The organism is Occallatibacter sp. (assembly GCF_036502485.1).
GTDB lineage: Bacteria > Acidobacteriota > Terriglobia > Terriglobales > Acidobacteriaceae > Telmatobacter.
On the sequence record NZ_DASXYM010000158.1, the window covers coordinates 1 to 22561 of the forward strand.

At 61.5% G+C, this 22561-nt stretch carries 25 protein-coding genes; 12 read left to right on the plus strand and 13 right to left on the minus strand.

Features of this window, described 5'->3' with window-relative positions; all coding sequences use genetic code 11:
* The 6 genes from glyS to VGL22_RS19825 form a co-directional block, all read right to left on the minus strand.
* The coding region (gene glyS / locus VGL22_RS19800) for a glycine--tRNA ligase subunit beta (RefSeq protein ID WP_465268688.1) at positions 1-926 on the minus strand (926 nt) is incomplete at its 3' end.
* A 131-nt stretch (positions 927-1057) separates the two neighbouring features.
* Entirely contained in the window at positions 1058-2020 is a 963-nt protein-coding gene (locus VGL22_RS19805) for a glycine--tRNA ligase subunit alpha (RefSeq protein WP_465268689.1), read from the minus strand.
* Between the two features lie 71 nt (positions 2021-2091).
* Positions 2092-2844, minus strand: a complete 753-nt coding sequence (gene recO, locus VGL22_RS19810; protein WP_465268690.1) for a DNA repair protein RecO — start codon at positions 2842-2844, stop codon at positions 2092-2094.
* A gap of 95 nt (positions 2845-2939) precedes the next feature.
* Positions 2940-3200, minus strand: coding sequence for a 4Fe-4S dicluster domain-containing protein (locus tag VGL22_RS19815; RefSeq protein ID WP_465268691.1), 261 nt, complete (start codon positions 3198-3200; stop codon positions 2940-2942).
* Positions 3201-3388: 188 nt separating this feature from the next.
* Entirely contained in the window at positions 3389-4033 is a 645-nt protein-coding gene (locus tag VGL22_RS19820; RefSeq protein WP_465268692.1) for a bifunctional 4-hydroxy-2-oxoglutarate aldolase/2-dehydro-3-deoxy-phosphogluconate aldolase, read from the minus strand.
* Between the two features lie 21 nt (positions 4034-4054).
* Complete coding sequence (locus VGL22_RS19825; protein ID WP_465268693.1) at positions 4055-5152, minus strand: PfkB family carbohydrate kinase; 1098 nt, start codon at positions 5150-5152, stop codon at positions 4055-4057.
* 188 nt (positions 5153-5340) lie between these two features.
* Here VGL22_RS19825 and VGL22_RS19830 point away from each other — a divergent pair, with 188 nt between their 5' ends.
* The 7 genes from VGL22_RS19830 (at position 5341) to VGL22_RS19860 (ending at position 12728) form a co-directional block, all read left to right on the plus strand.
* A complete protein-coding gene (locus tag VGL22_RS19830; RefSeq protein WP_465268694.1) occupies positions 5341-6117 on the plus strand; it encodes an SDR family NAD(P)-dependent oxidoreductase in 777 nt (258 codons plus the stop codon).
* A 65-nt stretch (positions 6118-6182) separates the two neighbouring features.
* Positions 6183-7391, plus strand: coding sequence for a D-mannonate dehydratase ManD (gene manD / locus VGL22_RS19835; RefSeq protein WP_465268695.1), 1209 nt, complete (start codon positions 6183-6185; stop codon positions 7389-7391).
* 29 nt (positions 7392-7420) lie between these two features.
* A complete protein-coding gene (locus VGL22_RS19840) occupies positions 7421-8764 on the plus strand; it encodes an MFS transporter (RefSeq protein ID WP_465268696.1) in 1344 nt (447 codons plus the stop codon).
* Positions 8765-8812: 48 nt separating this feature from the next.
* Complete coding sequence (locus tag VGL22_RS19845; RefSeq protein ID WP_465268697.1) at positions 8813-9955, plus strand: Gfo/Idh/MocA family protein; 1143 nt, start codon at positions 8813-8815, stop codon at positions 9953-9955.
* 66 nt (positions 9956-10021) lie between these two features.
* Entirely contained in the window at positions 10022-11071 is a 1050-nt protein-coding gene (locus VGL22_RS19850) for a sugar phosphate isomerase/epimerase family protein (RefSeq protein ID WP_465268698.1), read from the plus strand.
* An 83-nt stretch (positions 11072-11154) separates the two neighbouring features.
* A complete protein-coding gene (locus VGL22_RS19855; RefSeq protein ID WP_465268699.1) occupies positions 11155-11973 on the plus strand; it encodes a response regulator in 819 nt (272 codons plus the stop codon).
* A 92-nt stretch (positions 11974-12065) separates the two neighbouring features.
* Positions 12066-12728, plus strand: coding sequence for a response regulator (locus tag VGL22_RS19860; RefSeq protein ID WP_465268700.1), 663 nt, complete (start codon positions 12066-12068; stop codon positions 12726-12728).
* A gap of 76 nt (positions 12729-12804) precedes the next feature.
* On the opposite strand, the gene VGL22_RS19865 is transcribed toward VGL22_RS19860, so the two are convergent.
* The 3 genes from VGL22_RS19865 to soxR are packed head-to-tail and all read right to left on the minus strand — an operon-like array spanning position 12805 to position 14541.
* Positions 12805-13191 (minus strand): DUF3037 domain-containing protein, encoded by a 387-nt coding sequence (locus VGL22_RS19865; RefSeq protein WP_465268701.1) that lies wholly within the window; start codon positions 13189-13191, stop codon positions 12805-12807.
* Complete coding sequence (locus VGL22_RS19870; RefSeq protein WP_465268702.1) at positions 13169-13951, minus strand: HipA family kinase; 783 nt, start codon at positions 13949-13951, stop codon at positions 13169-13171. The genes VGL22_RS19865 and VGL22_RS19870 overlap by 23 nt, the downstream gene beginning before the upstream one ends.
* Before the next feature lie 29 nt (positions 13952-13980).
* Complete coding sequence (soxR, locus tag VGL22_RS19875) at positions 13981-14541, minus strand: redox-sensitive transcriptional activator SoxR (RefSeq protein WP_465268703.1); 561 nt, start codon at positions 14539-14541, stop codon at positions 13981-13983.
* 79 nt (positions 14542-14620) lie between these two features.
* Between soxR and VGL22_RS19880 the strand changes: the two genes are divergently transcribed.
* The 4 genes from VGL22_RS19880 (at position 14621) to VGL22_RS19895 (ending at position 18495) form a co-directional block, all read left to right on the plus strand.
* Positions 14621-15184: an NADPH-dependent FMN reductase gene (locus tag VGL22_RS19880; RefSeq protein ID WP_465268704.1), complete on the plus strand. Its 564-nt coding sequence runs from the start codon at positions 14621-14623 to the stop codon at positions 15182-15184.
* Between the two features lie 85 nt (positions 15185-15269).
* Positions 15270-16148, plus strand: a complete 879-nt coding sequence (locus VGL22_RS19885) for an NAD(P)-dependent oxidoreductase (protein WP_465268705.1) — start codon at positions 15270-15272, stop codon at positions 16146-16148.
* A 126-nt stretch (positions 16149-16274) separates the two neighbouring features.
* Positions 16275-17639 (plus strand): hypothetical protein, encoded by a 1365-nt coding sequence (locus VGL22_RS19890; RefSeq protein ID WP_465268706.1) that lies wholly within the window; start codon positions 16275-16277, stop codon positions 17637-17639.
* 85 nt (positions 17640-17724) lie between these two features.
* Positions 17725-18495: an SDR family NAD(P)-dependent oxidoreductase gene (locus VGL22_RS19895; RefSeq protein WP_465268707.1), complete on the plus strand. Its 771-nt coding sequence runs from the start codon at positions 17725-17727 to the stop codon at positions 18493-18495.
* Between the two features lie 59 nt (positions 18496-18554).
* Here VGL22_RS19895 and VGL22_RS19900 read toward each other — a convergent pair whose 3' ends face one another.
* A complete protein-coding gene (locus tag VGL22_RS19900; RefSeq protein ID WP_465268708.1) occupies positions 18555-18791 on the minus strand; it encodes a hypothetical protein in 237 nt (78 codons plus the stop codon).
* A gap of 130 nt (positions 18792-18921) precedes the next feature.
* Between VGL22_RS19900 and VGL22_RS19905 the strand changes: the two genes are divergently transcribed.
* Positions 18922-19929: a zinc-dependent alcohol dehydrogenase family protein gene (locus tag VGL22_RS19905; RefSeq protein ID WP_465268709.1), complete on the plus strand. Its 1008-nt coding sequence runs from the start codon at positions 18922-18924 to the stop codon at positions 19927-19929.
* Between the two features lie 269 nt (positions 19930-20198).
* Here the strand turns inward: VGL22_RS19905 and VGL22_RS19910 are convergent, their stop codons facing one another.
* The 3 genes from VGL22_RS19910 to VGL22_RS19920 all read right to left on the minus strand — a co-directional run bounded on the left by VGL22_RS19910 (position 20199) and on the right by VGL22_RS19920 (position 22537).
* A complete protein-coding gene (locus VGL22_RS19910) occupies positions 20199-20768 on the minus strand; it encodes a BON domain-containing protein (RefSeq protein WP_465268710.1) in 570 nt (189 codons plus the stop codon).
* Positions 20769-20944: 176 nt separating this feature from the next.
* Positions 20945-21943 carry an aldo/keto reductase gene (locus VGL22_RS19915; protein WP_465268711.1) on the minus strand — a complete coding sequence of 333 codons (999 nt, stop codon included), beginning with the start codon at positions 21941-21943 and terminating at the stop codon, positions 20945-20947.
* Positions 21944-22036: 93 nt separating this feature from the next.
* The gene (locus tag VGL22_RS19920; RefSeq protein ID WP_465268712.1) at positions 22037-22537 is read right to left on the minus strand and encodes an O-acetyl-ADP-ribose deacetylase; all 501 of its coding nucleotides are present in this window, start codon (positions 22535-22537) and stop codon (positions 22037-22039) included.
* Positions 22538-22561 lie beyond the last annotated feature (24 nt).

A 22561-nucleotide genomic window follows, 5' to 3' on the forward strand; every position in this document is an offset into this window, starting at 1 on the left:
TCGGTGTTGAGCACGGCGAGGAAGTGCGGCGCGAGTTTCTTGTTGGCGTCTTCCACCGCGAAGTATTTCTGGTGGTCGCGCATGACGGTGACGAGAACTTCTTCGGGCAGGGCGAGGTATTCCGGCTCAAAGGTGCCGAGGATGGCGGAGGGCCACTCGGTGAGGTGGGTAACGGTCTCGACCAGGGGTTCGTCTTCGCGCCAGCGGGCGCCGGGGACGGTGCGGGTGACGCGGTCCAGGGCTTTGCGGATGACCTGGCGGCGCTCGGCAACATCGACAATGACCTTGGCGCCGCGCAGAGTTTCGGCGTATGCAATGGGCGAGGCGATGGCGACGGGGGCTGCACCGTGGAGAACGCGATGGCCGCGGCTGGTGTCGCCGGCTGCAATGCCGGCGACTTCGAGCGGAATGACAGCCGAGTCAAGCAGGGCCACGATCCAGCGAATGGGTCGCACAAAGCGCTCCGGCTTGCCGGCGCGCCAGTACATGTTTTTCGCCCAGTAGATGGAGAGGACTTCTTTGGGCAGATCGGCGGCAAGGATCTCCGCGGCCGTGCGACCGGTGCGGGTGACGGTAGCGCCGACGTATTCGCCTTTGGTCGTAGTCACCTTGGCAAGGGCGGTTACGTCCACGCCGGCCTTTTTGGCGAAAGCTTCAGCGGCCTTGGTGGGCGCGCCGTCTTTGAAAGCCACGGCCCAGGAAGGACCGGTGAGCTGCTCTTCGACGTCAGCCTGCGAGGGAAGAACGCCTTCGATTACGACGGCCAGCCGGCGCGGCGTGGAGTAGGTGGTGACCTTTGCGGCGGCGTCGAGCAGGCGCTCGCGGGTGAGCAGTTCCGTGGCGCGGCGGCCCAGCTCGGCTTCCGCCGAGGCGATCATGCGGGCGGGAACTTCTTCGAGTCCGATTTCAAGGAGAAAAGCTGGCATGGCAAATCTTTCCAAATCCCTCAGGGGCTAAAGCCCGAAGTCATGTGCGGGCTGTTTCGGCACGGCTAAATCGTGCCCTGTTACAAAGCCAGAAATCCATTTCGTTCGTGAGCCCGGCCTCCGGTCAAAGATCAGGCGCCTTGCTGCAGGGCGTAGGCTTTCGCTACTCCTACCGCGAGATTGCGAATGCGGCCGATGATGCCAACGCGTTCCGTGACGCTGATGGCGCCCCGTGCGTCGAGCAGATTGAACAGGTGCGAGCACTTCAGGGCGAGTTCGTACGTGGCCAGCAGCGGGAAGCGGCGCTTGTCGACGGCGGTTGCGTTTTCATTGGCAAGCAGCGCACCGGCCTTCGCCAGCAGGTCTTTCGCTTCCGCCTCATAGCTGTTGAAGTGTTCCCAAAGGCGCGGCACGTCCGCGTATTCGAAGTTATAGACACTGAACTGCAGCTCTTCTGCCAGGCGAACGTCGCCGTAGGTGACCTCTGCGCCCGTCTCGGGATCGCGGGCCCACACGATGTCGTAGATGGATTTGACGTCCTGGAGGTATTTCGCGATGCGTTCGAGGCCGTAGGTGAGCTCGGCGCATATGGGCTCGAGATCGAGCCCGCCGCACTGCTGGAAGTAAGTGAACTGCGTGATCTCAAGGCCGTCCAGCATGACCTGCCAGCCCACGCCCCAGGCGCCGCCCGCGGGCCACTCCCAGTTGTCTTCTTCAAACTTCAAGTCGTGCTGGCGCAGGTCGATGCCAATGGCCTCGAGCGACTGCAGATAGAGCTCCTGCACATTGACCGGCGGAGGCTTGAGGATGAGCTGGAACTGGGTGTGCTTGAAGAGGCGGTTGGGATTCTCCCCGTAGCGGCCGTCGGCGGGCCGGCGCGAGGGCTGGGCGTAGCCAACTTTGAACGGCTTGGGCCCGAGCACACGCAGGAAGGTTTCAGGGGACATGGTGCCGGCGCCCACTTCCACGTCATAGGGCTGCTGCAGCACGCATCCGCGCTCGGCCCAGAAGCCCTGCAGGCGGAAGAGCAGTTCCTGAAACGTGAGCGCGGTCTTCGCGCCGGTTTGCGGAGTGGAGAGTGCGGATGATGACACGAGGGTTCTCTCTTGCTGCGCGTGGCGCAGATTGGATGGAACTGAAGTTGATTTTAACAGTGGACTTATCGCTAGAGGCGGGCGAGAGCTTCCGCGGAGCGCAGTTTGCGCTCGAGGTGGCGCTCCAGGGTGTTCTGCAGGAAGCGTCGCAGGTCCTGGGCGCGGCGCCGGGGCCAGTCTTCCGTCGCAAAACTCGCCACGGGGTTGCGGAGCATGCGCAGGGCCGACTGCCAGGAGTCGGCGGAAAGGAGAGTGTCGCTGGTGTGGCGGTGCACTTCGCAAAAGAAGCCGTCGGCATGGAAGTTGAAATTGACTTCCTCGGCGTGGAGGGCTTCGCCGCAGATGGTGCAATGGGCGATGTCCGGCAGCAGGCCCATGAGGCGGGTGATCCAGAGGGTGAAGTAGGTGAGGGGCATCCAGGGTTGGACGGTGTTGCTGGCGACCGCGGTGGTGTGTTCGAGGACGGCGGTGGTGAGGCGAAAGATGGTTTCATGCGGATCGCGCTCGGGGAGCGCCTCTTCAAGCACCTCGGCGTAGAAGCTGAGGACGGCGAGTCGAATGGCGTCGACGGGGCGGCTGAGCGGGGAAGAGAGGATTTCGAGCTGGTCGAGGCGGACGAGGTCCTGGCGGGGTTTTTCGGCGAACCAGGCGCGGGCGACGGTCATGGGTTCGAGCGCGCCGCCAAAGCGCTTGCGGCTTTTGAGAGCTGATTTAGCCACCCCGCGCAGCTTGCCGTAGTCGCGCGTGAAAAAGCTGACGATGAGGTCGGCTTCCTGCACCGGCCAGGTGCGCAGGACCATCGCTTCAGAGGTGAGGACGGGCATTCGGATCCATCCTCTCAAAACACGAACGCGCACCCCGTGTTGGCGGGATGCGCGTCATTGACACACCTAGGCCGTGCGGGCGCTTCAGCAGAGCACTAGCGGCCGAAGTGAGTGGCGTTCTTCTCAGTGAAGTGCGCCCACTTCTCGGGCAGATCGTCTGCCGCGAAGATGGCCGACACAGGGCAAGCCGGAACGCAGGCGCCGCAGTCGATGCACTCGACCGGATCGATGAAGAGCTGATCGGCTTCGCCGTGGCCGTCCTCGTCCTTTTTAGGGTGGATGCAATCGACGGGACACGCATCTACGCAAGCGGTGTCCTTGGTGCCGATACAGGGTTCTGCAATGACGTATGCCATCTTGATCAGTCTCCGGAGGGTAACTCTCGACGCTGAGGATAGCACAGGACCCCTAGAGCCCGGTCAACAGTTCACGATGGGGTTTTGCCATGTGGTAAGTCCCGCGGTCCTGCGCCGACGGTGGACGTTTCAGGTCCTCATACATTCGCAAAATTTGCAGATACGATCCCCGCGCAGACGGCGAACGTTTATGTCCTGGCCCTTGCAAACACCTGCAGATACGCCTGCGCGGCCTGAGTGATGATTTCGGGGCGTTCTTCGTCGACAGCTGTCAGATTTACGAGGTCGCTGCCCACGCCGAGAGCGCGGGCTCCGGCTTTCAGAAAGCTCTCAGCCGTATCCAGTGTGACGCCGCCGGTGGGAATAAGCTTGAGGAACGGAAACGGCGCGAGGAGAGCCTTGAGATATGGCGCGCCGCCCATCGCGGAGCAGGGAAAGATCTTCACGTAATCGGCGCCGGCGCGGTGCGCGGTGATCACCTCGGTGGGGGTGAGCGCGCCGGGAATCGACACCTTGTGCGCGGCTTTCGTGGCCTCGATGACCTCGAGGTGGACGCTCGGGCTGACTACGAATTCGGCGCCGGCCTCGATGGTGGCTTCGGCTTCTTTGGCGGTGGTGACGGTGCCGGAGCCCAGCAGGAGCTTGTCGCCGTATTTCTGCTTCAGATCGCGGAGGACGTCGATGGCGCCGGGCACGGTCATGGTGACCTCGACGACGGTGACGCCGCCTTCCATCATCGCGTCGACTACCGCATGGGCCTGTTTTGCGTTTTTGGCGCGGAGAACCGGAATCAGCCCGACGCGCTCGATGATTTGTGCTGTGGATTCAGACATTCGATCCTCTTATCGATCCGGTTAGCGCGCGATGCGGGCGCTGCCGCCCTTCATGGTGCGTTCGACTTCCGCGAGGGTGGCCATGCTGGTGTCCCCGGGTGTGGTCATCGCGAGTGCGCCGTGGGCTACTCCGCACTGCACGGCCCAGTCGATGCCTTTGCCGGCGAGGAAGCCGTAGATGAGGCCGGAGGCGAAGCTGTCGCCGCCACCCACCCGATCGTAAATCTCGACCTCGCGCTGCGGCACGTGAACCATCTTGTCCTCGTAGAGAGCGATGGCGCCCCAGGCGTTGCGGCTGGCGGTGTGCGCAGTGCGCAGCGTGCTGGCAACAACCTTGAGATTGGGATAGGCAGCGGCAACCTCGCGGAGCATCTCTTCATAGGCTGCGATGGGCAACTCGCCGAAGTCCTCGCTGACGCCTTTGATCTCTACGCCAAGCATCGCGGAGAAGTCCTCCTCGTTCCCCAGGAGCACGTCGACTTTGCGGACCAGCTCGCGGTTGACCTGCTGCGCGCGGGCTCTGCCTCCAATCGATTTCCAGAGGGATTCGCGGTAGTTGAGATCGAAGGAGATGGGGGTGCCGGTGGCGCGGGCCGCGTCCATGGCTTCGATCGCGGCGTCTGCCGTGGACTCCGAGAGCGCGGCGAAGATGCCGCCGGTATGAAACCACTTCGTTCCGTTTTGGCTCCCCAAGATTGTGCCCCAATCAAAGTCGCCGCGTTGAATTTGGCTGACGGCGGTGTGGCCGCGATCGGAGCAGCCGGCGGCCGCGCGCACGCCGAACCCGCGCTCCGTGAAGTTGAGGCCGTTGCGGACTTCGCGTCCCACGCCGTCGTACTTGACCCAGCGGAGCAGGGAAGAGTCGACCCCGCCCTGCAGGATGAGATCTTCGACCAGGCGTCCGGCGGCATTATCGGCCAGCGCGGTGGCGATGGCGGTCGTCAGGCCAAAGCAGCGGCGCAGGCCGCGCGCGACGTTGTATTCGCCGCCGCCCTCCCACACGTCAAAGCGGCGCGTAGTGTGGATGCGCCCTTCGCCAGGATCGAGGCGCAGCATCACTTCGCCCAGGCTCAAACAATCCCAGCGGCGGGGGGAATCAGGAATGACGATCGAATCCATTTCGCTCTGCGGCGCTCCTCGTCAATGATTTAAAGACCACTCTAACGCACGCGGCCGGTGTGTGTTTGGAGACCGGAGCGTCTGCGAGTAAATCGACTTACGTGATAGATTTCTTGCGTCGGAAAGAACGCTTTGTGACCATCCGCAACCCCATCCTGTAAAGTGAACCGTTGTACGGAGTTCTACGAATGAACAAGAGTCTGTTTGATCTGAGCGGCCGTGTGGCCGTGGTGACGGGCGGGACCACCGGCCTTGGCCACGCGATTGCGCTGGGCCTGGCGGAAGCGGGCGCCGATGTGGTGGCCAGCTCGCGCCGTGCGGAGCAGGTGAATACTGTTGCAGCCGAGATTGAAGCGCTGGGCCGCCGCACCCTGCGGGTGACCAGCGATGTGCTGGACCGCTCGACGCTTCAGGCGCTGCACGACGCCGCGATCAAGGAATTCGGCAAAGTGGACATTCTCGTGAATGCGGCCGGCGTGACCCACAAGTCGGCCACGCTGGAGGAGAGCGAAGCCGAGTGGTCGCGCGTAATCGAGACGAATCTCACCGGCACGCTGCGCGCCTGCCAGATCTTCGGTAAGACCATGGTCAACGCCGGCTACGGACGCATCGTCAACATCGCATCGCTGACAACGTTTGTTGGCTTCTTTCAAGTGGCGGCGTACTCGGCCAGCAAGGCGGCGGTGGGTTCGCTGACCAAGGTGCTGGCCATCGAACTGGCGCAGAGCGGCGTCAATGTGAATGCGATTGCGCCAGGCATGTTTCCAACGGAGTTGAATGCGAAGTTGATTACGGGCACGCCGCGCGGCGAAGAACTGCACATGCGCGTGCCGATGGGGCGCTTCGGCAAGGCAGAGGAGTTGCAGGGCGCCGCGATCTTCCTGGCCTCGGAAGCCTCGGCGTATGTGACCGGTGAGATTGTGGCCGTGGATGGCGGATTCTTGGCCAGCGGAGTGAATCGGTAGAAGGACAGGGAAAAAGGGCAGAGGGAAAAAGGGAAAGAGGAATACAGGGGCGGGGGAGGCAGCGAGTGAAAATCACCAACGCGTACGTCAATATCACCTCGCCGGGCCGCAATTTCATCACGCTCAAAATTGAAACGGATGAAGGCATCTACGGCCTTGGCGACGGCACCCTGAACGGGCGCGAAATGGCGGTAGCGAGTTACCTGGCGGACCATGTGATTCCATGCCTCATCGGGCGCGATCCGTTCCAGATCGAAGATATCTGGCAGTACTTTTATCGCGGCCCCTACTGGCGGCGCGGCCCTGTGACCATGTCTGCCATCGGCGCGGTCGACATGGCGCTCTGGGACATCAAGGGCAAGGCGCTTAATACACCCGTCTACAACCTGCTGGGCGGCAAGAGCCGCGATGGCGTGCTCGTCTACTGCCACGCCTTCGGCAAAGACATTGACGCTGCCCTCGAAGATGTTGCCCTTCACAAGGACCTCGGCTATCGCGCCATCCGCGTGCAGAGCGGCATCGCGGGCCTCAAGTCGACATACGGAGTCGCAAAGGGCCCTGGACGGTACGAGCCGGCCGAGCGCGGGCTTCCTTCAGAGTACGAGTGGGAGACGGAGCCCTATCTGCGCTCCGTGCCAAAGCTCTTTGCACGCGTGCGCGAGGCGTTCGGTGGAGACCTGTACCTGCTGCATGACTGCCATCATCGCCTCACGCCCATTGAAGCGGCGCGGCTGGGCAAGGAGCTTGAGCCGTTTCATCTTTTCTGGATCGAGGACCCCACGCCCGCGGAGTTGCAGGAAGGATTCCGCGTGATCCGCGAGCACACCACCACGCCCCTCGCGGTCGGCGAGGTGTTCAATTCGCTGTGGGATGCGCACGACCTCATCCGCAACCAGTGGATCGACTACATTCGCGCCACGCTCACCCACGCGGGCGGAATCACTCCACTGAAAAAGCTCGCCGACTTCGCCGAGTTGTATCACGTGAAGACGGGCTGCCATGGGGCGACGGACCTGTCGCCGGTGTGCATGGCCGCGGCGCTGCACTTCGATACGGCAATTCATAACTTCGGCATCCAGGAGCACATGCCGCATACCGATGAGACGGACGCCGTGTTCCCTCACAACTATTCGTTCAAAGACGGCTACATGTATCCGGGCGATGCGCCTGGGCTCGGCGTCGATCTGAATGAGAAGCTTGCGGCGCAGTATCCTTATCAGCGCGCCTATCTGCCGGTGAATCGCAAGATCGATGGGACTCTGACGGACTGGTAGTGCGGACTGATAGATTGGTCGGGACCCTGATGCCCCCCACAGAAGAACAGATCGATTCCCTTGCTGAGCCGCCTGCACTCCGGGGCCGCTGGACCGTTTGCGCCATGCTGTTTGTGGCCACCACCATCAACTATGTTGATCGCCAGGTGCTGTCGATCCTGAAGCCCATTCTGCACGGGCAGACGATTCACCTGCAGCCCCTGATCCCCGGCTGGCCGGTGGTGGAAACCACCATCAACGTCACCGATCAGCAGTACGGATATATCCTCGCCGGGTTTCAGGTCGCCTATGCGCTGGGCGTCATCTTCGCCGGCCGGTTTGTCGATCGCGTCGGGTGCCGCAAGGGTTATCCCATCGTCACCGGCTTGTGGAGCCTGGCGGCGATGGCACATGCGCTGGTTCGGTCGGTGATGGGATTCGGGATTGCGCGCTTCGTCCTGGGGTTGGGCGAGAGCGGCAACTTTCCGGCGGCGATTAAAGCCACGGCGGAGTGGTTTCAGCCCAAAGAGCGCGCACTCGCAACCGGCATCTTTAATTCAGGCGCGGGAGTAGGCGCCATTGTCGCGCCGCTCATGGTGCCGTGGGTCGCGTTGCATTTTGGATGGCGCGCGGCATTTCTCGTAACCGGTATTTTCAGCGCTGCGTGGATTGTGTGGTGGTCGATTCGCTACCGGCGCCCCCATGAAACCATGGATTGGACGCGCGGCCACGTGGTCGTGGCCCCCCCTGCGCGCGTGCTTCGCTGGTGGCGATTGCTGCGCTACCGGCAGGCCTGGGCCTTCATGGCGGGCAAGTTCCTCACCGATCCGGTGTGGTGGTTTTTCCTGTTCTGGTTGCCGCAGTACTTCCATTCGCGGTTTGCGCTGGATCTCACCCACATGGGCCCGCCGCTGGTGATTGTGTACGTGGTGTCGACCATTGGCAGCGTGTATGGCGGGTGGCTGCCGAAAGGCTATCTGAAGCTGGGTATGAATCTAAAACGCGCACGGCTGGCGGCAATGCTCACGTGCGCGTGCTGCGTGGTGCCGGTGGTGATCGTGGGCGGCCTCAGCTCGCAGTGGCTTGCCGTGGGCCTGCTGTCCTTGGCGGCTGCGGCCCACCAGGGATGGTCGGCGAATATCTTCACAACCGTTTCAGATATGTTTCCGTCAGAGCACGTGGGCACCGTTGTGAGTTTTGGGCAGGTGGCCGGCGCGCTCGGCGGAGCGATCTTTCAGCCCATTGCAGGCGACGTTTTGCAGCGAGCGCGCGATATGCACACGCAGTCGGGATTTGCGCCGCTGTTTATCTATTCGGGCTGCGCTTACCTGGTTGCCCTGGTCCTGCTCAGGACGCTGGCACGGGGATTGAAGCGCGCTGAACTGGAAGTTTGAATTTGCTGAAGTTTTAATCCTGAGGTCTGAATCAGAGGTCTGGAAACAATGGCAGAATCACGCAAGCTTCGCATGGGATTGGTCGGCGGTGGCCCGGGAGCATTTATCGGCCCGGTGCACCGCATCGCCGCTGAGCTGGATGGACGGATTGAACTGGTTGCCGGCGCATTTTCCTCGTCACCGGAAAAGTCGCGGGCGGCCGGTCTTTCCTACCGTATCGATCCGCAGCGCGCTTATGGCAGTTATGAGGAGATGATCGCCCAGGAGAAGCAGCGCCCGGATGCGATCGACTTCGTGGTGATCGCAACCCCCAACAGTACGCATTTACCCGTTGCAAAAGCGGCGCTGGAAGCGGGCATCCCGGTGATGAGCGACAAGCCTGCTACGGCGACTTACGACCAGGTGCTGGAACTTGAGAAGGTGGTCGCCAGGGCCGGGCTGCCGTACGGGTTGACGCACACCTATGCCGGATATGCCCTGGTACGTGACGCACGGGCGCTGTGCGCGGCGGGTGAGATTGGGCCGGTGCGCAAAGTGGTCGTGGAGTACCTGCAGGGGTGGCTGAGTGAATCGATTGAAGCCAGCGGGCAGAAGCAGGCATCATGGCGTGTCGATCCAAAGCTGAACGGGCCGGGCGGATGCATTGGCGACATCGGGACGCATGCATTCCATCTGCTTGAGTACATCACCGGGCTGGATGTAATCGCGCTGCAGGGGACGTTGCGTTCTGTAGTCGAAGGCAGGCAGGTGGATGACGACTGCACCGCGCTGTTGAAGCTGTCGAATGGCGCGCAGGGGATTCTGCTGGCGTCGCAGATTGCAGCCGGTGAAGGCAACGGGCTGCGCATCCGCGTATACGGTGAGAAGGGCAGCCTGCACTGGCAGCAGGAGAATCCCAATACTCTGACCCTGCGGCGCACTGCGGGTCCGGATGAGACAAGGCATGCGTCGGGCGGCTACCTTTCGCCCGATGCGCGCGCGGTCACGCGGCTGCCCGGTGGACATCCGGAAGGGTATTTCGAGGCCTTCGCTGTGCTCTATCGCGAGTTTGCGGAGTGGCTGGAGGCATGGCGCGCCAACAAGGCTGAAGCGCCGGCTACGCTGCCGGGGATTCGCGCAGCAGTCCGCGGGATGCGATTCATTGAGCGCGCCATTGAGAGCAGCAGGACAGGGCAGTGGGTGGAGTTCTAAGCAGATGCTTAAGTGATCAGGTGATCAGGTGGTCATGTGTGATCGGAATTGCGAGGAGATCAGTTCATGAGGACGATTAAAGGACCGGGTATTTTTCTTGCTCAGTTTGCGGGCGACGAAGCGCCGTTCAACACCCTTGCCGGCATGGCCGGGTGGGCGGCGGAGCTGGGATTCGCGGGCATTCAAATTCCTACGTGGGACAAGCGGCTGTTCGATCTGCAACGTGCCGCAGAGAGCCAGGCGTATTGCGACGAGATCCTGGGCACAGCGCGCGATGCGGGGGTAGAAGTTACCGAGCTTTCGACGCACCTTCAGGGTCAATTAGTGGCGAGCCATCCCGTTTACGACACGATGCTCGAAGGCTTCGCTCCGGCCGGACTCGATGCGCAGGCACGCCAGCAGTGGGCCGTGCAGCAGTTGCATTTTGCAGCGAAGGCGAGCCGCAATCTTGGCCTCACCGCGCATGCTACGTTTTCAGGCGCGCTGGCGTGGCCGTTCTTCTATCCCTGGCCGCAGCGGCCGGCGGGGCTGATTGAAGAAACCTTCGCGGAACTGGGCCGGCGCTGGCTCCCAATTCTGAATGTCTTCGAGGAGAACGGCGTGGATTTGTGTTTCGAACTGCATCCCGGCGAAGACCTGCATGATGGCGTGACCTTCGAGCGGTTTCTCGAGGCGGTCGACAATCACAAGCGGGCTAACATCCTTTACGACCCCAGCCACATGGTTCTGCAGCAGCTCGACTATCTGGAGTTCATCGACATCTATCACGAGCGCATCCGTGCGTTTCACGTAAAGGATGCGGAGTTCAATCCCACGGGGCGCGTAGGCGTGTATGGCGGGTATCTGCCATGGATCGACCGTGCCGGGCGTTTCCGTTCGCTGGGCGACGGCGAAGTCGACTTCAGCCAGATCTTCTCGAAGTTTGCCCAGTATGACTATCCGGGTTGGGCGGTGCTGGAGTGGGAGTGCTGCCTGAAGCATCCCGAGCAGGGCGCAGCCGAAGGCGCGCCGTTCATCCAGGACCATATCATCCGGGTCACGGAGAAGGCGTTTGATGATTTCGCGGGTGGGGCGACGGATAAGGAGCGCAACAGGAAGATACTGGGGCTGAGTTAGGAATGACGCGGCAAGCTCCGGCGGGGCCTGCCGCGGTCAGATGCCGGGTTCTGTCAAAGGCAGCTGAGCTAACTCGTCTATGAATGGCTTTGTCCCTCTCCGCGTCAGGATGGCATACTCAATCCGTGCATGGGCTCGCAACAAACCGTAAACTCCCCAACGTTCTCATCATTGACGACGACCTGGTCAGCCGCGAGGTCATGGCCACTGTCCTCACTATGAGCGGTTACACCGTGCAAACTGCCGCCGACGGCGGTGAGTCGCTCAACATACTCGAGACCGACCAGTTCGTTCCCGATGTGATTCTCATGGATACCCAGATGCCGGGACTCAGCGGGCCGCCCCTCATTCAGCAACTCCGCGCCCGCTCCACAGCCACCATTTACGCCATCAGCGGCAGCCAGGCGCCGGATGCGGTGGTGGGCGGCGTGGACGGCTTTCTCCTGAAGCCGATAGGCCCAGAGGCTCTGCAGCGGGTTCTTGAAAAGCATGCCTTCGAGATCAGGCCGGCGTACTCGCAGGGCACGCAGCTTCCCCCCGGCGCTATGCCGCCCATCATCAATCCGAAAACTCTGGCGCAGCTGCGCGACATGATGAAAGAAACCGCGGTACGCGAGATCTACGGAGCCGTCGTGGCTGATCTGCAAAAGCGGCGCCTGGCGCTCGAAGAGGCCCTCGACTTTGCGGACATCGAAACAGTTCACCGTCTGGGCCACTCCATCAAAGGCGGCTGCGGCATGGCAGGTGCGCTGGAAGCTGCGCGGGTGGGCGAACTTATCGAATCCGGGGGTGATGATTTAGAGTACATTCGCACTCTGTTACCGCTTTTGGATTCAGCCACCCGGAATCTGGAGCGTATGCTGAAAGCGGAGTTCTCCCCCCAGGGAAGCGACCCTGAATAAACCGGCACAGCCCGGCAACGCCGCACCGATACGCAGTGTGCCTTGCAGATCGACCGGGCGCCCAGCAGACCTTGTGGAGGAATGTCCAACTCGTGGATCGACCCATTCGAATTATCCTGGCTGATGATCATCCTGTCGTGCGGATCGGCGTTCGCAATATGCTCACCGAAGAGGTTGGCTTTGAAGTCGTAGGCGAAGCCGGCGACGGCGATGAAGCCATCACCCAGACGCTTGAACTGCAGCCTGACATCCTTTTGCTTGACCTCCTGATGCCGCGCCTGCCCGGTCTCGAGGCCATGCGCGCCATCATGAATGGCAGCCCCACCGTCAAAATCATCCTCCTGACCTCAACCATCACCACCCAGCAGATCATCGAGGCCCTGCACATCGGCGCGCGCGGAATCGTGTTGAAAGACGCGCTGGCCGGACACCTGCAGACCGCGATCAGAACTGTTTCGGCGGGCGACTACTGGATCGGCGGCAAGCGGGTCGTCAATCTCGTCTCCGCACTGCACGACCTGATGCAGCAGGCCGCCGTGCCGCAACGCAAGACCTTCGGGCTCACGCCGCGCGAGCTTGAGGTGGTGGGATCGATCGTGGAAGGCTGCTCGAATCGCGACATCGCCAAGCAGTTCGGCCTCAGCGAAGAGACCGTGAAGCGCCACTTGTCGAACATCTTCGATAAAACCGGCGTCTCGACGCGCCTGGAGCTGGCCTTGTTTGCGATTGCGCACCAGCTTGTGACGCCGCAGTAAGGGCGACCTGCAGAGCGTTGGTGCATCCAGCAGGTCTGCTCAGCATAGGCAAGAGAGGGTGCGAGCAGGGGCTCGCTCAGTTCGTTAGAAACTGCTTCTCCAGCCGATCCAGCAATGCATCCGCTCCATCGCACACGCCCGTGTGCACGGGCGACGGCTGAATAATGGTGGAGCGCGGCGACGTCAACCAGTGGAAACGCTCGCGCTGCGATAGCTTCGCAATCGGCCCCGCTGCTTCATCTCCGGCGCAAATCCGCTCCACGGCTTCAAGGTGCTTGGCAACCAGCGCCTCATCCGCATCGGGCCAGAGTGCTTTCAGCCTGATTGCGTCCAAGCGGATGCGAGCGCTGAGATAGCGCTTCTCCGGGCAGTAGACCACCACGCCCGCGTTGATGAATTCCTGCCGCTCCACGCGGGGAACGACGCGCAGCAGCGCGTAATCAAATGAGGCGGGCGCGTGCATCCGTCGCCTCCTGTTCAAAACTGTGCGCTGCTTCAAGGCGGCGCCGGAAGAAATCCGCATACCCCGCCCGCCGCTCGGTCGCGCTCAACTCACCCGGAACGGCCTCCAGCCAGGCATCCGGAACTGCATTCAGAATGCGCTCAAATCTCTCCTCGCTGAGCTTCTCGCGCGCAGCAGCTCCGGCCTCGGCGATATCCGCGGCCCAGGGCAGCAGGACATGCTGCTCGATCTGTTTGAACGGCGAAGCAGATTTTGCCGCCATCGTCGCCCAGTCGTGATGGAAGAACAGCGCGGCCCCATGATCGATCGGATAGAGCTTCTTATGCCACACCAGCAGGTTCGCATTGCGGGGCGTGCGGTCCACGTTCTGGGTGAACGCGTCGAACCACACCAGCATCGACGCCTCCTGCGAGGGCGCCGCATCGCGCGCCGCGGGATCGAACATGACAGAGCCCGGCAGGTAATCGAGCGCGAGGTTCAAGCCGGCGCTTGCTTTGAGCAGGTGCCGGATTTCGGCGTCAGGTTCGTTACGCCCCAGCGCCGGATGGATCTCGGCAAGCACGATCTCCGGCACGCGCAACCCCAGGGCGCGACCGATCTCGCCCGCAATGAGTTCCGCAATCAGCGCCAGGATGCCTTGTCCCGCTCCGCGGAATTTCACAACATACAAGCCCAGGTCGTCACCCTCTACAATCGCGGGCAGAGAGCCGCCCTCGCGCAAGGGCACCACGTACCGCGTCGCCTGAATGGTGCGGAGCATCGGTGTCAGTGTAACTGCCGCCGCTCTATTCACTGGATGTCCGGTTCCGGATCAAGCAGCCGTGGCCCGGGCCCCTGCTTGCCTAATTCGTCCCATGGATTCCTCAGGGGACACACGCCCATCGACAAACAGCCACACCCGATGCAACCGTCGAGCTGGTCGCGCAGGCCCATGAGACGCTGGATGCGGTGGTCCAGGTCGGAGCGCCAGCCCGCCGAGAGCCTGCTCCAGTCCTCCGCCGTGGGCGTGCGCTCATTCGGCAGCGCCTGCAACGCGTCGCGGATTGCGGCCAGCGAAATTCCGGCCCGCTGAGCGACGCGAATCACGGCCACTCGACGCAGCACCTCGCGTGCATAGCGGCGCTGATTGCCGAGGTTGCGCCAGCTTCGAATCAACCCCTCCGCCTCATAGAAGTGCAGGGTCGAAATCGCGATGCCCGCGCGAGCCGCAACCTCCCCCACCGAAAGATCGGTTTTGCATTTCCCGCGTACGGCTCCCCGTTCCGCGGAATCGCATTTCTCGACGGGTCCGTGCTGGCCGTCCTCGCAACCATCCGTTGTTCGAACCGACTTCTTCGCCGGCTTTTTCATCAGCAGCCCCTTGACCTCAAGTTTACTTGAGGTTGCAGTATAGTGTCAGAGGCATTGAACGAGAGGAGATTTCTCAGGCATGAGCGACACCCTGCACATCGGACTTATCTACGGAAGCGCGCGCCCGGGCCGTTTCTGCGACACCATCGCGCGCTGGACGGCAGACGAGATCCGCGCGCAAGGACACTACAGCATCGATATCCTCGATCCCGCCGAGATGAACCTGGCAGAGAGCCGGGAGTCATCGGCATCGCCGACAGTATGGGACCGCATGGGGAAGTGTGACGCGTTCGTTGTGGTCACACCGGAGTACAACCATGGCTATCCCGCGGTGCTGAAGATGCTGATCGACTCAGTGGGCGCGGAGTGGCACGCCAAGCCGGTTGCGTTTGTTTCCTATGGCGGCGTCTCGGGCGGTCTGCGCGCCGTGGAGCAACTTCGTCTGGTCTTTGCGGAGCTCCACGCTGTCACCATTCGAGACTCGGTCAGCTTCGCCAGCGCCTGGGAGCAATTTGACGGTACAGGCAAACTGAAACAACCAGAGCGCGCGGAGCGCTCGATGAGCGCCATGCTTGGCCGGCTGCGCTGGTGGGCTCTCGCCTTGCGTGACGCCCGTGTGGCTGTGCCGTACGCCGCCCGATAGGCGATCCGATTATTCTTGGATGATAGGCTGCGGCGGCCGCCAGCGCCGCCGAGGGTTGGCGGACCAGCTCCAGGGAGGTACACGCTTGCGTATTGGTTTTCTGGGAACGGGCGCCATGGGGACGCCAATGGCACACCGGCTGATTGCGGTGGGGCATGAACTGGCGGTCTGGAATCGCAGTGAAGGAAAGACCGAGCCGTTGCTGCGGGAAGGGGCGATTGCGGCGGGCACGCCTGCGGAAGCGGAGCTGGGCGCCGACGTCGTGATCACCATGCTGTTCGACGACCACGCGAATGAGGAAGTGATCTTCGGCCAAAACGGATTGATGGACGCGCTGACGCCCTCGACGCTGCACGTTGCTTGCAGCACCATCAGCGTGGCGCTGTCAGAGCGGCTCACGCGGGAGCACGCGCGGCGAGGAATTCCCTTTATCGCCGCGCCGGTGTTTGGCCGTCCCAATGTGGCGGAAGCCGGCAAGCTCTGGACGGTGGTTGCCGGTCCGGACGATCTGGTTGAGCGCGCGCGGCCGATTCTCGAGGCGTTCTCGCGCGGGATCTCCGTCGTGGGTAAAGAGCCGAAGCAGGCGCACGCCCTCAAGCTTGGCGGCAACTTTCTGATCAGTGCCATGATCCACTCGCTCGGCGAGTCGTTTGTTTACGCGAAAGCCCAGGGCATCGATCCTGAGGTGTTCATTGAAGCGGTAAACAGCGCGCTGTTCCAGTCGCCGTTCTACGCCGGATATGCCCACGTGATGTTGCACCCGCCGGAGCATGTGGGCGCCACAATCAATCTGGGTGCGAAGGATCTCCGGCTGCTCCGCGAGGCCGCGGCTTCGGCAGGCGCGCGCCTCAGCCTGGCTGACTCGCTCGCGGAGGTGTTTGAGCAGGCAAAGCAGGCGGGGCTCGCGGAGGAGGACTGGGCGGTGGGCCAGTACAAGATGGCGCAACGGCGCGGCACAGCCTGATGCGGTTTTCGCTTCTCTCCGCCGCCCCCTCGTCCTTTACGGCGTGTCGGCCCTGAGCAAGAACGGAGACCACAGCGGGCACTGGTACTTCTTGCAGCATCGCCCTGCCCCCCGGCGGGGCCATCCTTGCCTGACATGGCCTGGCAAGTAGACCCATCCTCCGGTGTCAACGGAACCTGCACGCTTCGCCGGTCCGTGCTACTGCTCGCCTTCTGCTGGGCTGGCTGGGTTGCTCTTCCCGCTCAGCCACAAGCGCCTCCTGTACAGCAGTCCACGTCCTTTGCCGACACGCTCCGCCACTCGCAAGGCAAAGAGCTACACATCTTCTACATTCATGGAATCGGCTCTGACGGGCCGGACGACTTTGATTCACTCGCCCTTCGCAAGAGCCTCTGCAAGTTCCTCAAGGACTGCACCACGGAGGCCGGCACCGCAATAGGCGAGTGGGATTATGCGAACCATGATGAGTTTGCTCCGGACGCACAAGCCCCTGATCTGCACTTCATCGACGAGCCAGTCTGGAAAAACCAGGAGGAATGGCGGGCAGCAGCTCCCTATTCCATTCACTTCCAGTTGGTCCGTCGCGGAGGTTCCACCCTTTACGTAGACGAGTTGAACTGGTGGCCCCTCACTTTTTCGCTCAAGTGCCGCCAGATCATCGCCAGCGAGGCTGACTTGGTCGGTCCGAACAAGGTGAGGATCCCGGTCTGCTCCCGTCGCCAGCCTAATGCCGAAGTCCCTTTGCGCTTCAAGTCGTATGACTGGATCGACAAGGACGCCGCTGCCCGTCTGCTCAAGAAGCCCTCACACGGCGCGAGACTCAATCGTGACTTGAAGAGCGGCCTCATGGATTGGGGATTTTCAGACGCCGTGATGCTCCTCGGCCCTCTTCGCCCCTACGTTCTCAGTGGAATCCGGCAGCTGATTCTCAAGTCCCTCTCAGACTCAGCGGCTTCAAAAGCGCTCGCCCCTGACGAACGGCCCCGAAACGAAGAGTTTGTCATCGTCTCCCACAGCCTTGGCAGCTACCTGATGTTCGCCGCGCTCGATGCGCACCTTTCACAGCTCCAGACATCGGAGATCAACCCATCCGACAAAAGCTTCGACCAGATTCTGGCGCGAACTTCCTTTGTCTTCTTCTTCGCCAATCAACTGCGCATTCTCCAATTAGCCGGCCTTGACGGACCCAGCGACAGAAATCTATCCACCCATCTTGAAGCGTGGGGGAAAACCCGCTGTGATTACCTCAAAACCATCGATCCCTCGCACCAGTGCCAGCTTCCGCGTATCACCGCTCTCAACGATCCCAGCGACCTCCTGACCTGGACGGTTCCCAGCCTCAGCTCGGTTGAGGTTGAGAACTACAGCGTTAAGAACTCAGCGCATTGGTTCTGGCTGATCGAAAATCCCACCCCGGCGCACAACCGGTACGCCAACCAGAGACGCGGTATCCAGAAGATGCTCGAAGAACATCCTCAAAATTCCCGCTGATGCCTGTCCCCCCCAGTCATGTTCAGAAAGGCGTGGTGCATCCTGCATCACATAATTTCCCGCCGGGATTGGTTAGGATATCGTTATGAGTTTTCGCGGAAAGATTGTCTTCATCACCGGGGCCAGCGCGGGCATTGGCGCGGCCACTGCGCGTGCATTTGCTGCCGGCGGCGCCAGGCTGTTGTTGGCTGCCCGGCGTGCCGCCAGGCTGGCCGAAGTTGCCTCCCAGGCGCTCGAGCTGGGCGCCGAATCGGTCCACTCCATTGACCTTGACGTGCGCGATCATCGCGCGGTGCAGAACACCATCGACGGCCTGCCGGAGGAGTGGGCGGCCATTGACATCCTGGTGAATAACGCCGGCCTCAGCCGCGGCTTGGACAAGCTCTACATGGGCCGTGTTGACGACTGGGAAGAGATGATCGACACCAACGTGAAGGGCCTTCTTTACGTTACGCGCTCAGTGGTTCCGGGCATGGTGGTGCGCGGCCGCGGGCACGTGATCAATCTTGGCTCAACGGCGGGAGAAATGACGTATCCCAACGGAGCCGTTTACTGCGCCACCAAAGCGGCGGAGCGAGCCATCAACGATGGACTGCGTCAGGATGTGCTAGGCACGCCCGTCCGGGTGACCAGCGTCGATCCCGGCATGGTCGAGACGGAGTTCAGCACGGTGCGCTTCCACGGCGACAATGAACGCGCCGCCAAGGTCTACAAAGGCGTGAAGCCGCTCACGCCGGAAGACGTGGCCGAAGTGATTGTCTGGGCTGCCGGGCGCCCCGCGCACGTCAACATTGCGCGCGTCCTGCTCACGCCGGTGCAGCAGGCCAACTCGCTGCTGTTCCACCGCGACGAGTAAGGCGGCGGGCAGCGAATCTTTCCGCGGGCATAAAATAACCCGCGCGCGGCGGGCTGTCTTTATTCCAATTCTGCAATCTGCGCTTCAATCTGCTTGAGCGCAGCTTCCAGGGCTGCTCGTCGAGCAGGATTCGAAGTTCGTTGCGACAGAATGTTCTCGCGTTGCAACTGCAGCGTCTGTTTTTGCCGCGCGCGATCGGTGCGATCCAGTTCCGCTGCTCGTTTCGCACCCTGGTTAATGAACACATTTCCGGCATGCGCAGGCGCATGTTCAACACTCGCCATCTGTTCCTCCACCGATTTGCTTTCCCATCCACGAGCCATACCTCTCCATTTTACGGACTTTTTGGGCCGGTGTGTCCCACTCAGATACGATAGCCTTGCTTAAGAGGCATTAACTCTTCGCTTTACGGCATCTGGAGATATCATGCGCGTGTGGCAGATTTCATCCTTCGGGATCGATTCTCTCGAATTTGTGGAAAGACCCGATCCGCAACCAGGCCCTGGCCAGGTGGTTGTCCGCGTCCATGCCATCTCGTTCAATTACCGCGACCTGATGATGGTAAAAGGGGTTTACAACCCCAAGCTCAAGCTGCCACGGATCCCGTGCTCTGACGGCGCCGGCGAGGTGGTTGCGGTGGGCTCCGGGGTCACGCTGTGGAGACCGGGCGATCGCGTTGCCGGCATCTTCATGCAGCACTGGATGGACGGTGCCCCGACGCCCGAAAAGGTCAAGGGAGCTCTGGGCGGCGATATGGACGGCATGCTCGCCGAATATGTTCTTCTCAGCGAATTCGGGCTGGTCGCCATTCCCGAGCACCTCAGCTTTCAGGAAGCCGCCACACTGCCGTGTGCCGCCGTTACCGCCTGGAACGCTCTCGGAGCCGGCGACCTGAAGCCGGGTGGAACGGTTCTCATTCAGGGCACCGGCGGCGTATCCATCTTTGCGTTGCAATTTGCGCGTCTCAGAGGTGCCAAGGTGCTTGGCATCTCCAGCAACTCCGAAAAACTGAATCGCGCCTTCGATCTGGGGCTGGACGCCGGCATCAACTACAACGACGTTCCCGAATGGGACCGCTGGGCGCAGGAGCAAACCGGCGAAGGCGTCGATCTGGTAGTGGAAGTCGGCGGGCTGGGCACGCTGCCACGCTCTCTGCGCGCACTCCGCATGGGGGGAACCATCGCGCAGATCGGCGTGCTCACCGGCGTCGAGCCATCGGAAGCGCTCCCTCTTGCCGCTATGCTGCACAAGCAGGCGCGCATTCAAGGCATCTATGTGGGCTCGCGCCAGGACTTTGTAGAGATGAATCGCGCCATCTCGCTCACCCAGCTTCGGCCTGTGGGAGAAGATTTCCCCTGGACGCATGCACGGGAAGTAATGGCCAAAATGGAAGAGGGCAGCCACTTCGGCAAACTGGTGATGACCATCGGGTAAAGACAGCGACAAAGGGAAAAAGGGAAGAAGGGACAAAGGGAAAAAAGGGGGGAACAGACGGGTCAGTTTGCGCGCCGCGCGGCGACGTTTCCGGTCAGGCTTCCAAAGCAGAATCGCCCCGCGGATCTTTAGCTTTCGCGAGGCGATTTCCGTTAAGGGACAGACGCTCGTGCCTCGGACCTTTGTCCCTTTGTCCCTTTTCCCTTTTTCCCTTTGTCCCTTTGTCCCTTTTTTTCCCTTTTTCCCTGTTTTCCCTGCCTTACTCTGCCTTACTCTCCTGAAGCGGTGGAATGCTTGTTGGGCTTCACTTCAAGCTCGTTCACCACCTGCTGAACGTTCGGCACCTTCTTGGCCAGCTTCTCCACTTCCGCTTTCTGCTGGGCCGTTTTTACGGAGCCCTTGATTTCAAGAGTGCCATTTTTCGCGCTGGCACGGATGCTCTGATCGTCAAGCGCTTTGTGTTCTTTGATGGCTGCTTTGAAGTTGTCCTCGATGCCCTTGTCCACATCCGATGCGACGGCGCCAGCCTGGTCGGCATTGGGAGGACGAACGCCAATCTCGTTGGCAATTTGATAGTCCGGCGCGGCTTGCTGAGCCAGCGTCGCGGCCTGCTGCTTCTGGGTGTCGTTCGCCACATTGCCGCTTAGCTTCATCACGCCCTTGTCGCGGTCCTGCGACACGTCCACGTCACTGAGCGAATTGGTCTTGAGCGAACTGGTGACAGCATCTTTCTCGTCAGGATGGCTGCTGGTGTTGTGGCATCCAGCCACGCCCATGACCGTTGCCAGAACCGCGGCCGATGAAAAAAGCAGCCCGCGGCGAATTGAATTCAGGTGCATGTTTTAGTTCTCCTTTCGGGGTACGCCTCGAAAGCCTAATCCGATTACGTACCGAGAAGTGAGATGGACATGCAGTACGAAAAGGTTTGTTCATGCTTCAACCTGGGCCATCGGCAGCCGCCGAATGAGTGGCTTACACACGCCTCGCGTGGCCTGTGCGCTGTGCAAGCCGGCCCTCAGGAGAAGCCCAATACCGGATGCGGCGTATACGGCTCTTCGAGCGCCTTGATCTCGTCCGCGGTGAGCTTGAGCGAGACGGCGTGCACGGCATCCTCAAGGTGATGCGCCTTGGTAGCGCCCACAATGGGGGCCGTCACCGCCGGCTTTTGCAGCAGCCACCCCAGCGCCACCTGCGCCTGCGGCACGCCTCGCTTTTGCGCAACTTCAGCAAGTCGGTCTACCACGCGCTTGTCGTCTTGCTCTGTGCGTGAATACATGGCGTTGCCGAACTTGTCCGTCTCCACACGCTTGGTTGTCTCAGTAGCCCAGGGCCGAGCCAGGCGGCCGCGCGCCAGGGGGCTCCAGGGGAGCATGCCGATGTTCTGGTCCACGCACAACGCTGCCATCTCCCGCTCCTCTTCGCGATAGAGCAGGTTGTAATGGTTCTGCATACTCACAAAGCGGGTCCAGCCGCGCAGATCGGCAAGGTAGAGCGACTTGGCAAACTGCCAGGCAAACATCGAGCTCGCTCCGATGTAGCGCACCTTCCCGGCTTTCACTGCGTCGTGCAGCGCCTCAAGGGTTTCTTCAATGGGTGTTTCGTAATCCCAGCGGTGGATCTGGTAAAGATCCACGTAATCAGTCTGCAGGCGCTTGAGACTTTCATCGAGCTCAAACAGAATTGCCTTGCGCGAGAGGCCTTTCCCGTTGGGCTCTTCGCGCATGAGTCCATGCACTTTGGTGGCGATTACGACCGCTTCGCGCCGCACGCTCGCTTTGAGAAAATTGCCCAGCACGATCTCGCTGTCGCCGCTTGAATACACGTTAGCCGTGTCGAAAAAATTGATGCCCGCGTCTAGAGCCTGCTTGAAAAAAGGCCGGCTGTCTTCTTCATTGAGTGCCCACGGCTGACGGCCGGGCTTCAACTCGCCGGTGGCGGGCGAACCATACGTCATGCATCCGAGGCAGATGCGCGAAACCTTCATTCCTGTCTTGCCAAGATTTACATATTCCATAAGCGAATTCTCAGTCCTCAGTTCGCACTTCAAAGTTGTCAGTCGATCGCGATTGGGCGGCCTGCCGATGGCCTCCTCCTGGATGCAGACTTGTCACCCCAGCAAGGCATCGTAAATTCTTCGCGTCTCTTCGCCGAAGCACACAAACTCCACGCGCTCCACCCCCGTCCCTTCGATGTCGTCGCGGACGGTTTGGATGGCAATTTTTGCGGCGCGTTCTGAAGGAAATCCGTAGATGCCCGTGCTGATGGCGGGAAATGCAATCGACCTCACACCGTGTTCGCGCGCAAGCTCGAGGCAGCGGCGATAGCAACTGGCCAGCTTCTCCTCTTCGCCCTGTCCGCCTCCATTCCACACCGGGCCTACGGTGTGAAAGACCCACCTCGCCGGCAGGCGGAATCCGGGCGTGGCCTTCGCATCGCCGGTTGCGCATCCGTGCAGCTTGCGGCACGCATCCAGCAGTTCGGGCCCCGCGGCGCGATGGATGGCGCCATCCACCCCTCCGCCCCCCAGCAGGGAACTGTTGGCCGCATTCACAATCGCATCCACGTGCAGTTTTGTAATGTCGCCTGAGACCGCGATCAGTTCTGCCATAGGCACACCTCTATGACATTGTGG

Coding starts and splice junctions, on each gene's coding strand:
- recO (WP_465268690.1), bottom strand. CDS start 2,844: ATGCCCGTCCTCACCTCTGAAGCGATGGTCCTGCGCACCTGGCCGGTG.
- VGL22_RS19815 (WP_465268691.1), bottom strand. CDS start 3,200: ATGGCATACGTCATTGCAGAACCCTGTATCGGCACCAAGGACACCGCT.
- VGL22_RS19820 (WP_465268692.1), bottom strand. CDS start 4,033: ATGTCTGAATCCACAGCACAAATCATCGAGCGCGTCGGGCTGATTCCG.
- VGL22_RS19825 (WP_465268693.1), bottom strand. CDS start 5,152: ATGGATTCGATCGTCATTCCTGATTCCCCCCGCCGCTGGGATTGTTTG.
- VGL22_RS19830 (WP_465268694.1), top strand. CDS start 5,341: ATGAACAAGAGTCTGTTTGATCTGAGCGGCCGTGTGGCCGTGGTGACG.
- VGL22_RS19840 (WP_465268696.1), top strand. CDS start 7,421: ATGCCCCCCACAGAAGAACAGATCGATTCCCTTGCTGAGCCGCCTGCA.
- VGL22_RS19845 (WP_465268697.1), top strand. CDS start 8,813: ATGGCAGAATCACGCAAGCTTCGCATGGGATTGGTCGGCGGTGGCCCG.
- VGL22_RS19850 (WP_465268698.1), top strand. CDS start 10,022: ATGAGGACGATTAAAGGACCGGGTATTTTTCTTGCTCAGTTTGCGGGC.
- VGL22_RS19855 (WP_465268699.1), top strand. CDS start 11,155: ATGGCTTTGTCCCTCTCCGCGTCAGGATGGCATACTCAATCCGTGCAT.
- VGL22_RS19865 (WP_465268701.1), bottom strand. CDS start 13,191: ATGCACGCGCCCGCCTCATTTGATTACGCGCTGCTGCGCGTCGTTCCC.
- VGL22_RS19870 (WP_465268702.1), bottom strand. CDS start 13,951: ATGCTCCGCACCATTCAGGCGACGCGGTACGTGGTGCCCTTGCGCGAG.
- soxR (WP_465268703.1), bottom strand. CDS start 14,541: ATGAAAAAGCCGGCGAAGAAGTCGGTTCGAACAACGGATGGTTGCGAG.
- VGL22_RS19880 (WP_465268704.1), top strand. CDS start 14,621: ATGAGCGACACCCTGCACATCGGACTTATCTACGGAAGCGCGCGCCCG.
- VGL22_RS19895 (WP_465268707.1), top strand. CDS start 17,725: ATGAGTTTTCGCGGAAAGATTGTCTTCATCACCGGGGCCAGCGCGGGC.
- VGL22_RS19905 (WP_465268709.1), top strand. CDS start 18,922: ATGCGCGTGTGGCAGATTTCATCCTTCGGGATCGATTCTCTCGAATTT.
- VGL22_RS19910 (WP_465268710.1), bottom strand. CDS start 20,768: ATGCACCTGAATTCAATTCGCCGCGGGCTGCTTTTTTCATCGGCCGCG.
- VGL22_RS19915 (WP_465268711.1), bottom strand. CDS start 21,943: ATGGAATATGTAAATCTTGGCAAGACAGGAATGAAGGTTTCGCGCATC.
- VGL22_RS19920 (WP_465268712.1), bottom strand. CDS start 22,537: ATGGCAGAACTGATCGCGGTCTCAGGCGACATTACAAAACTGCACGTG.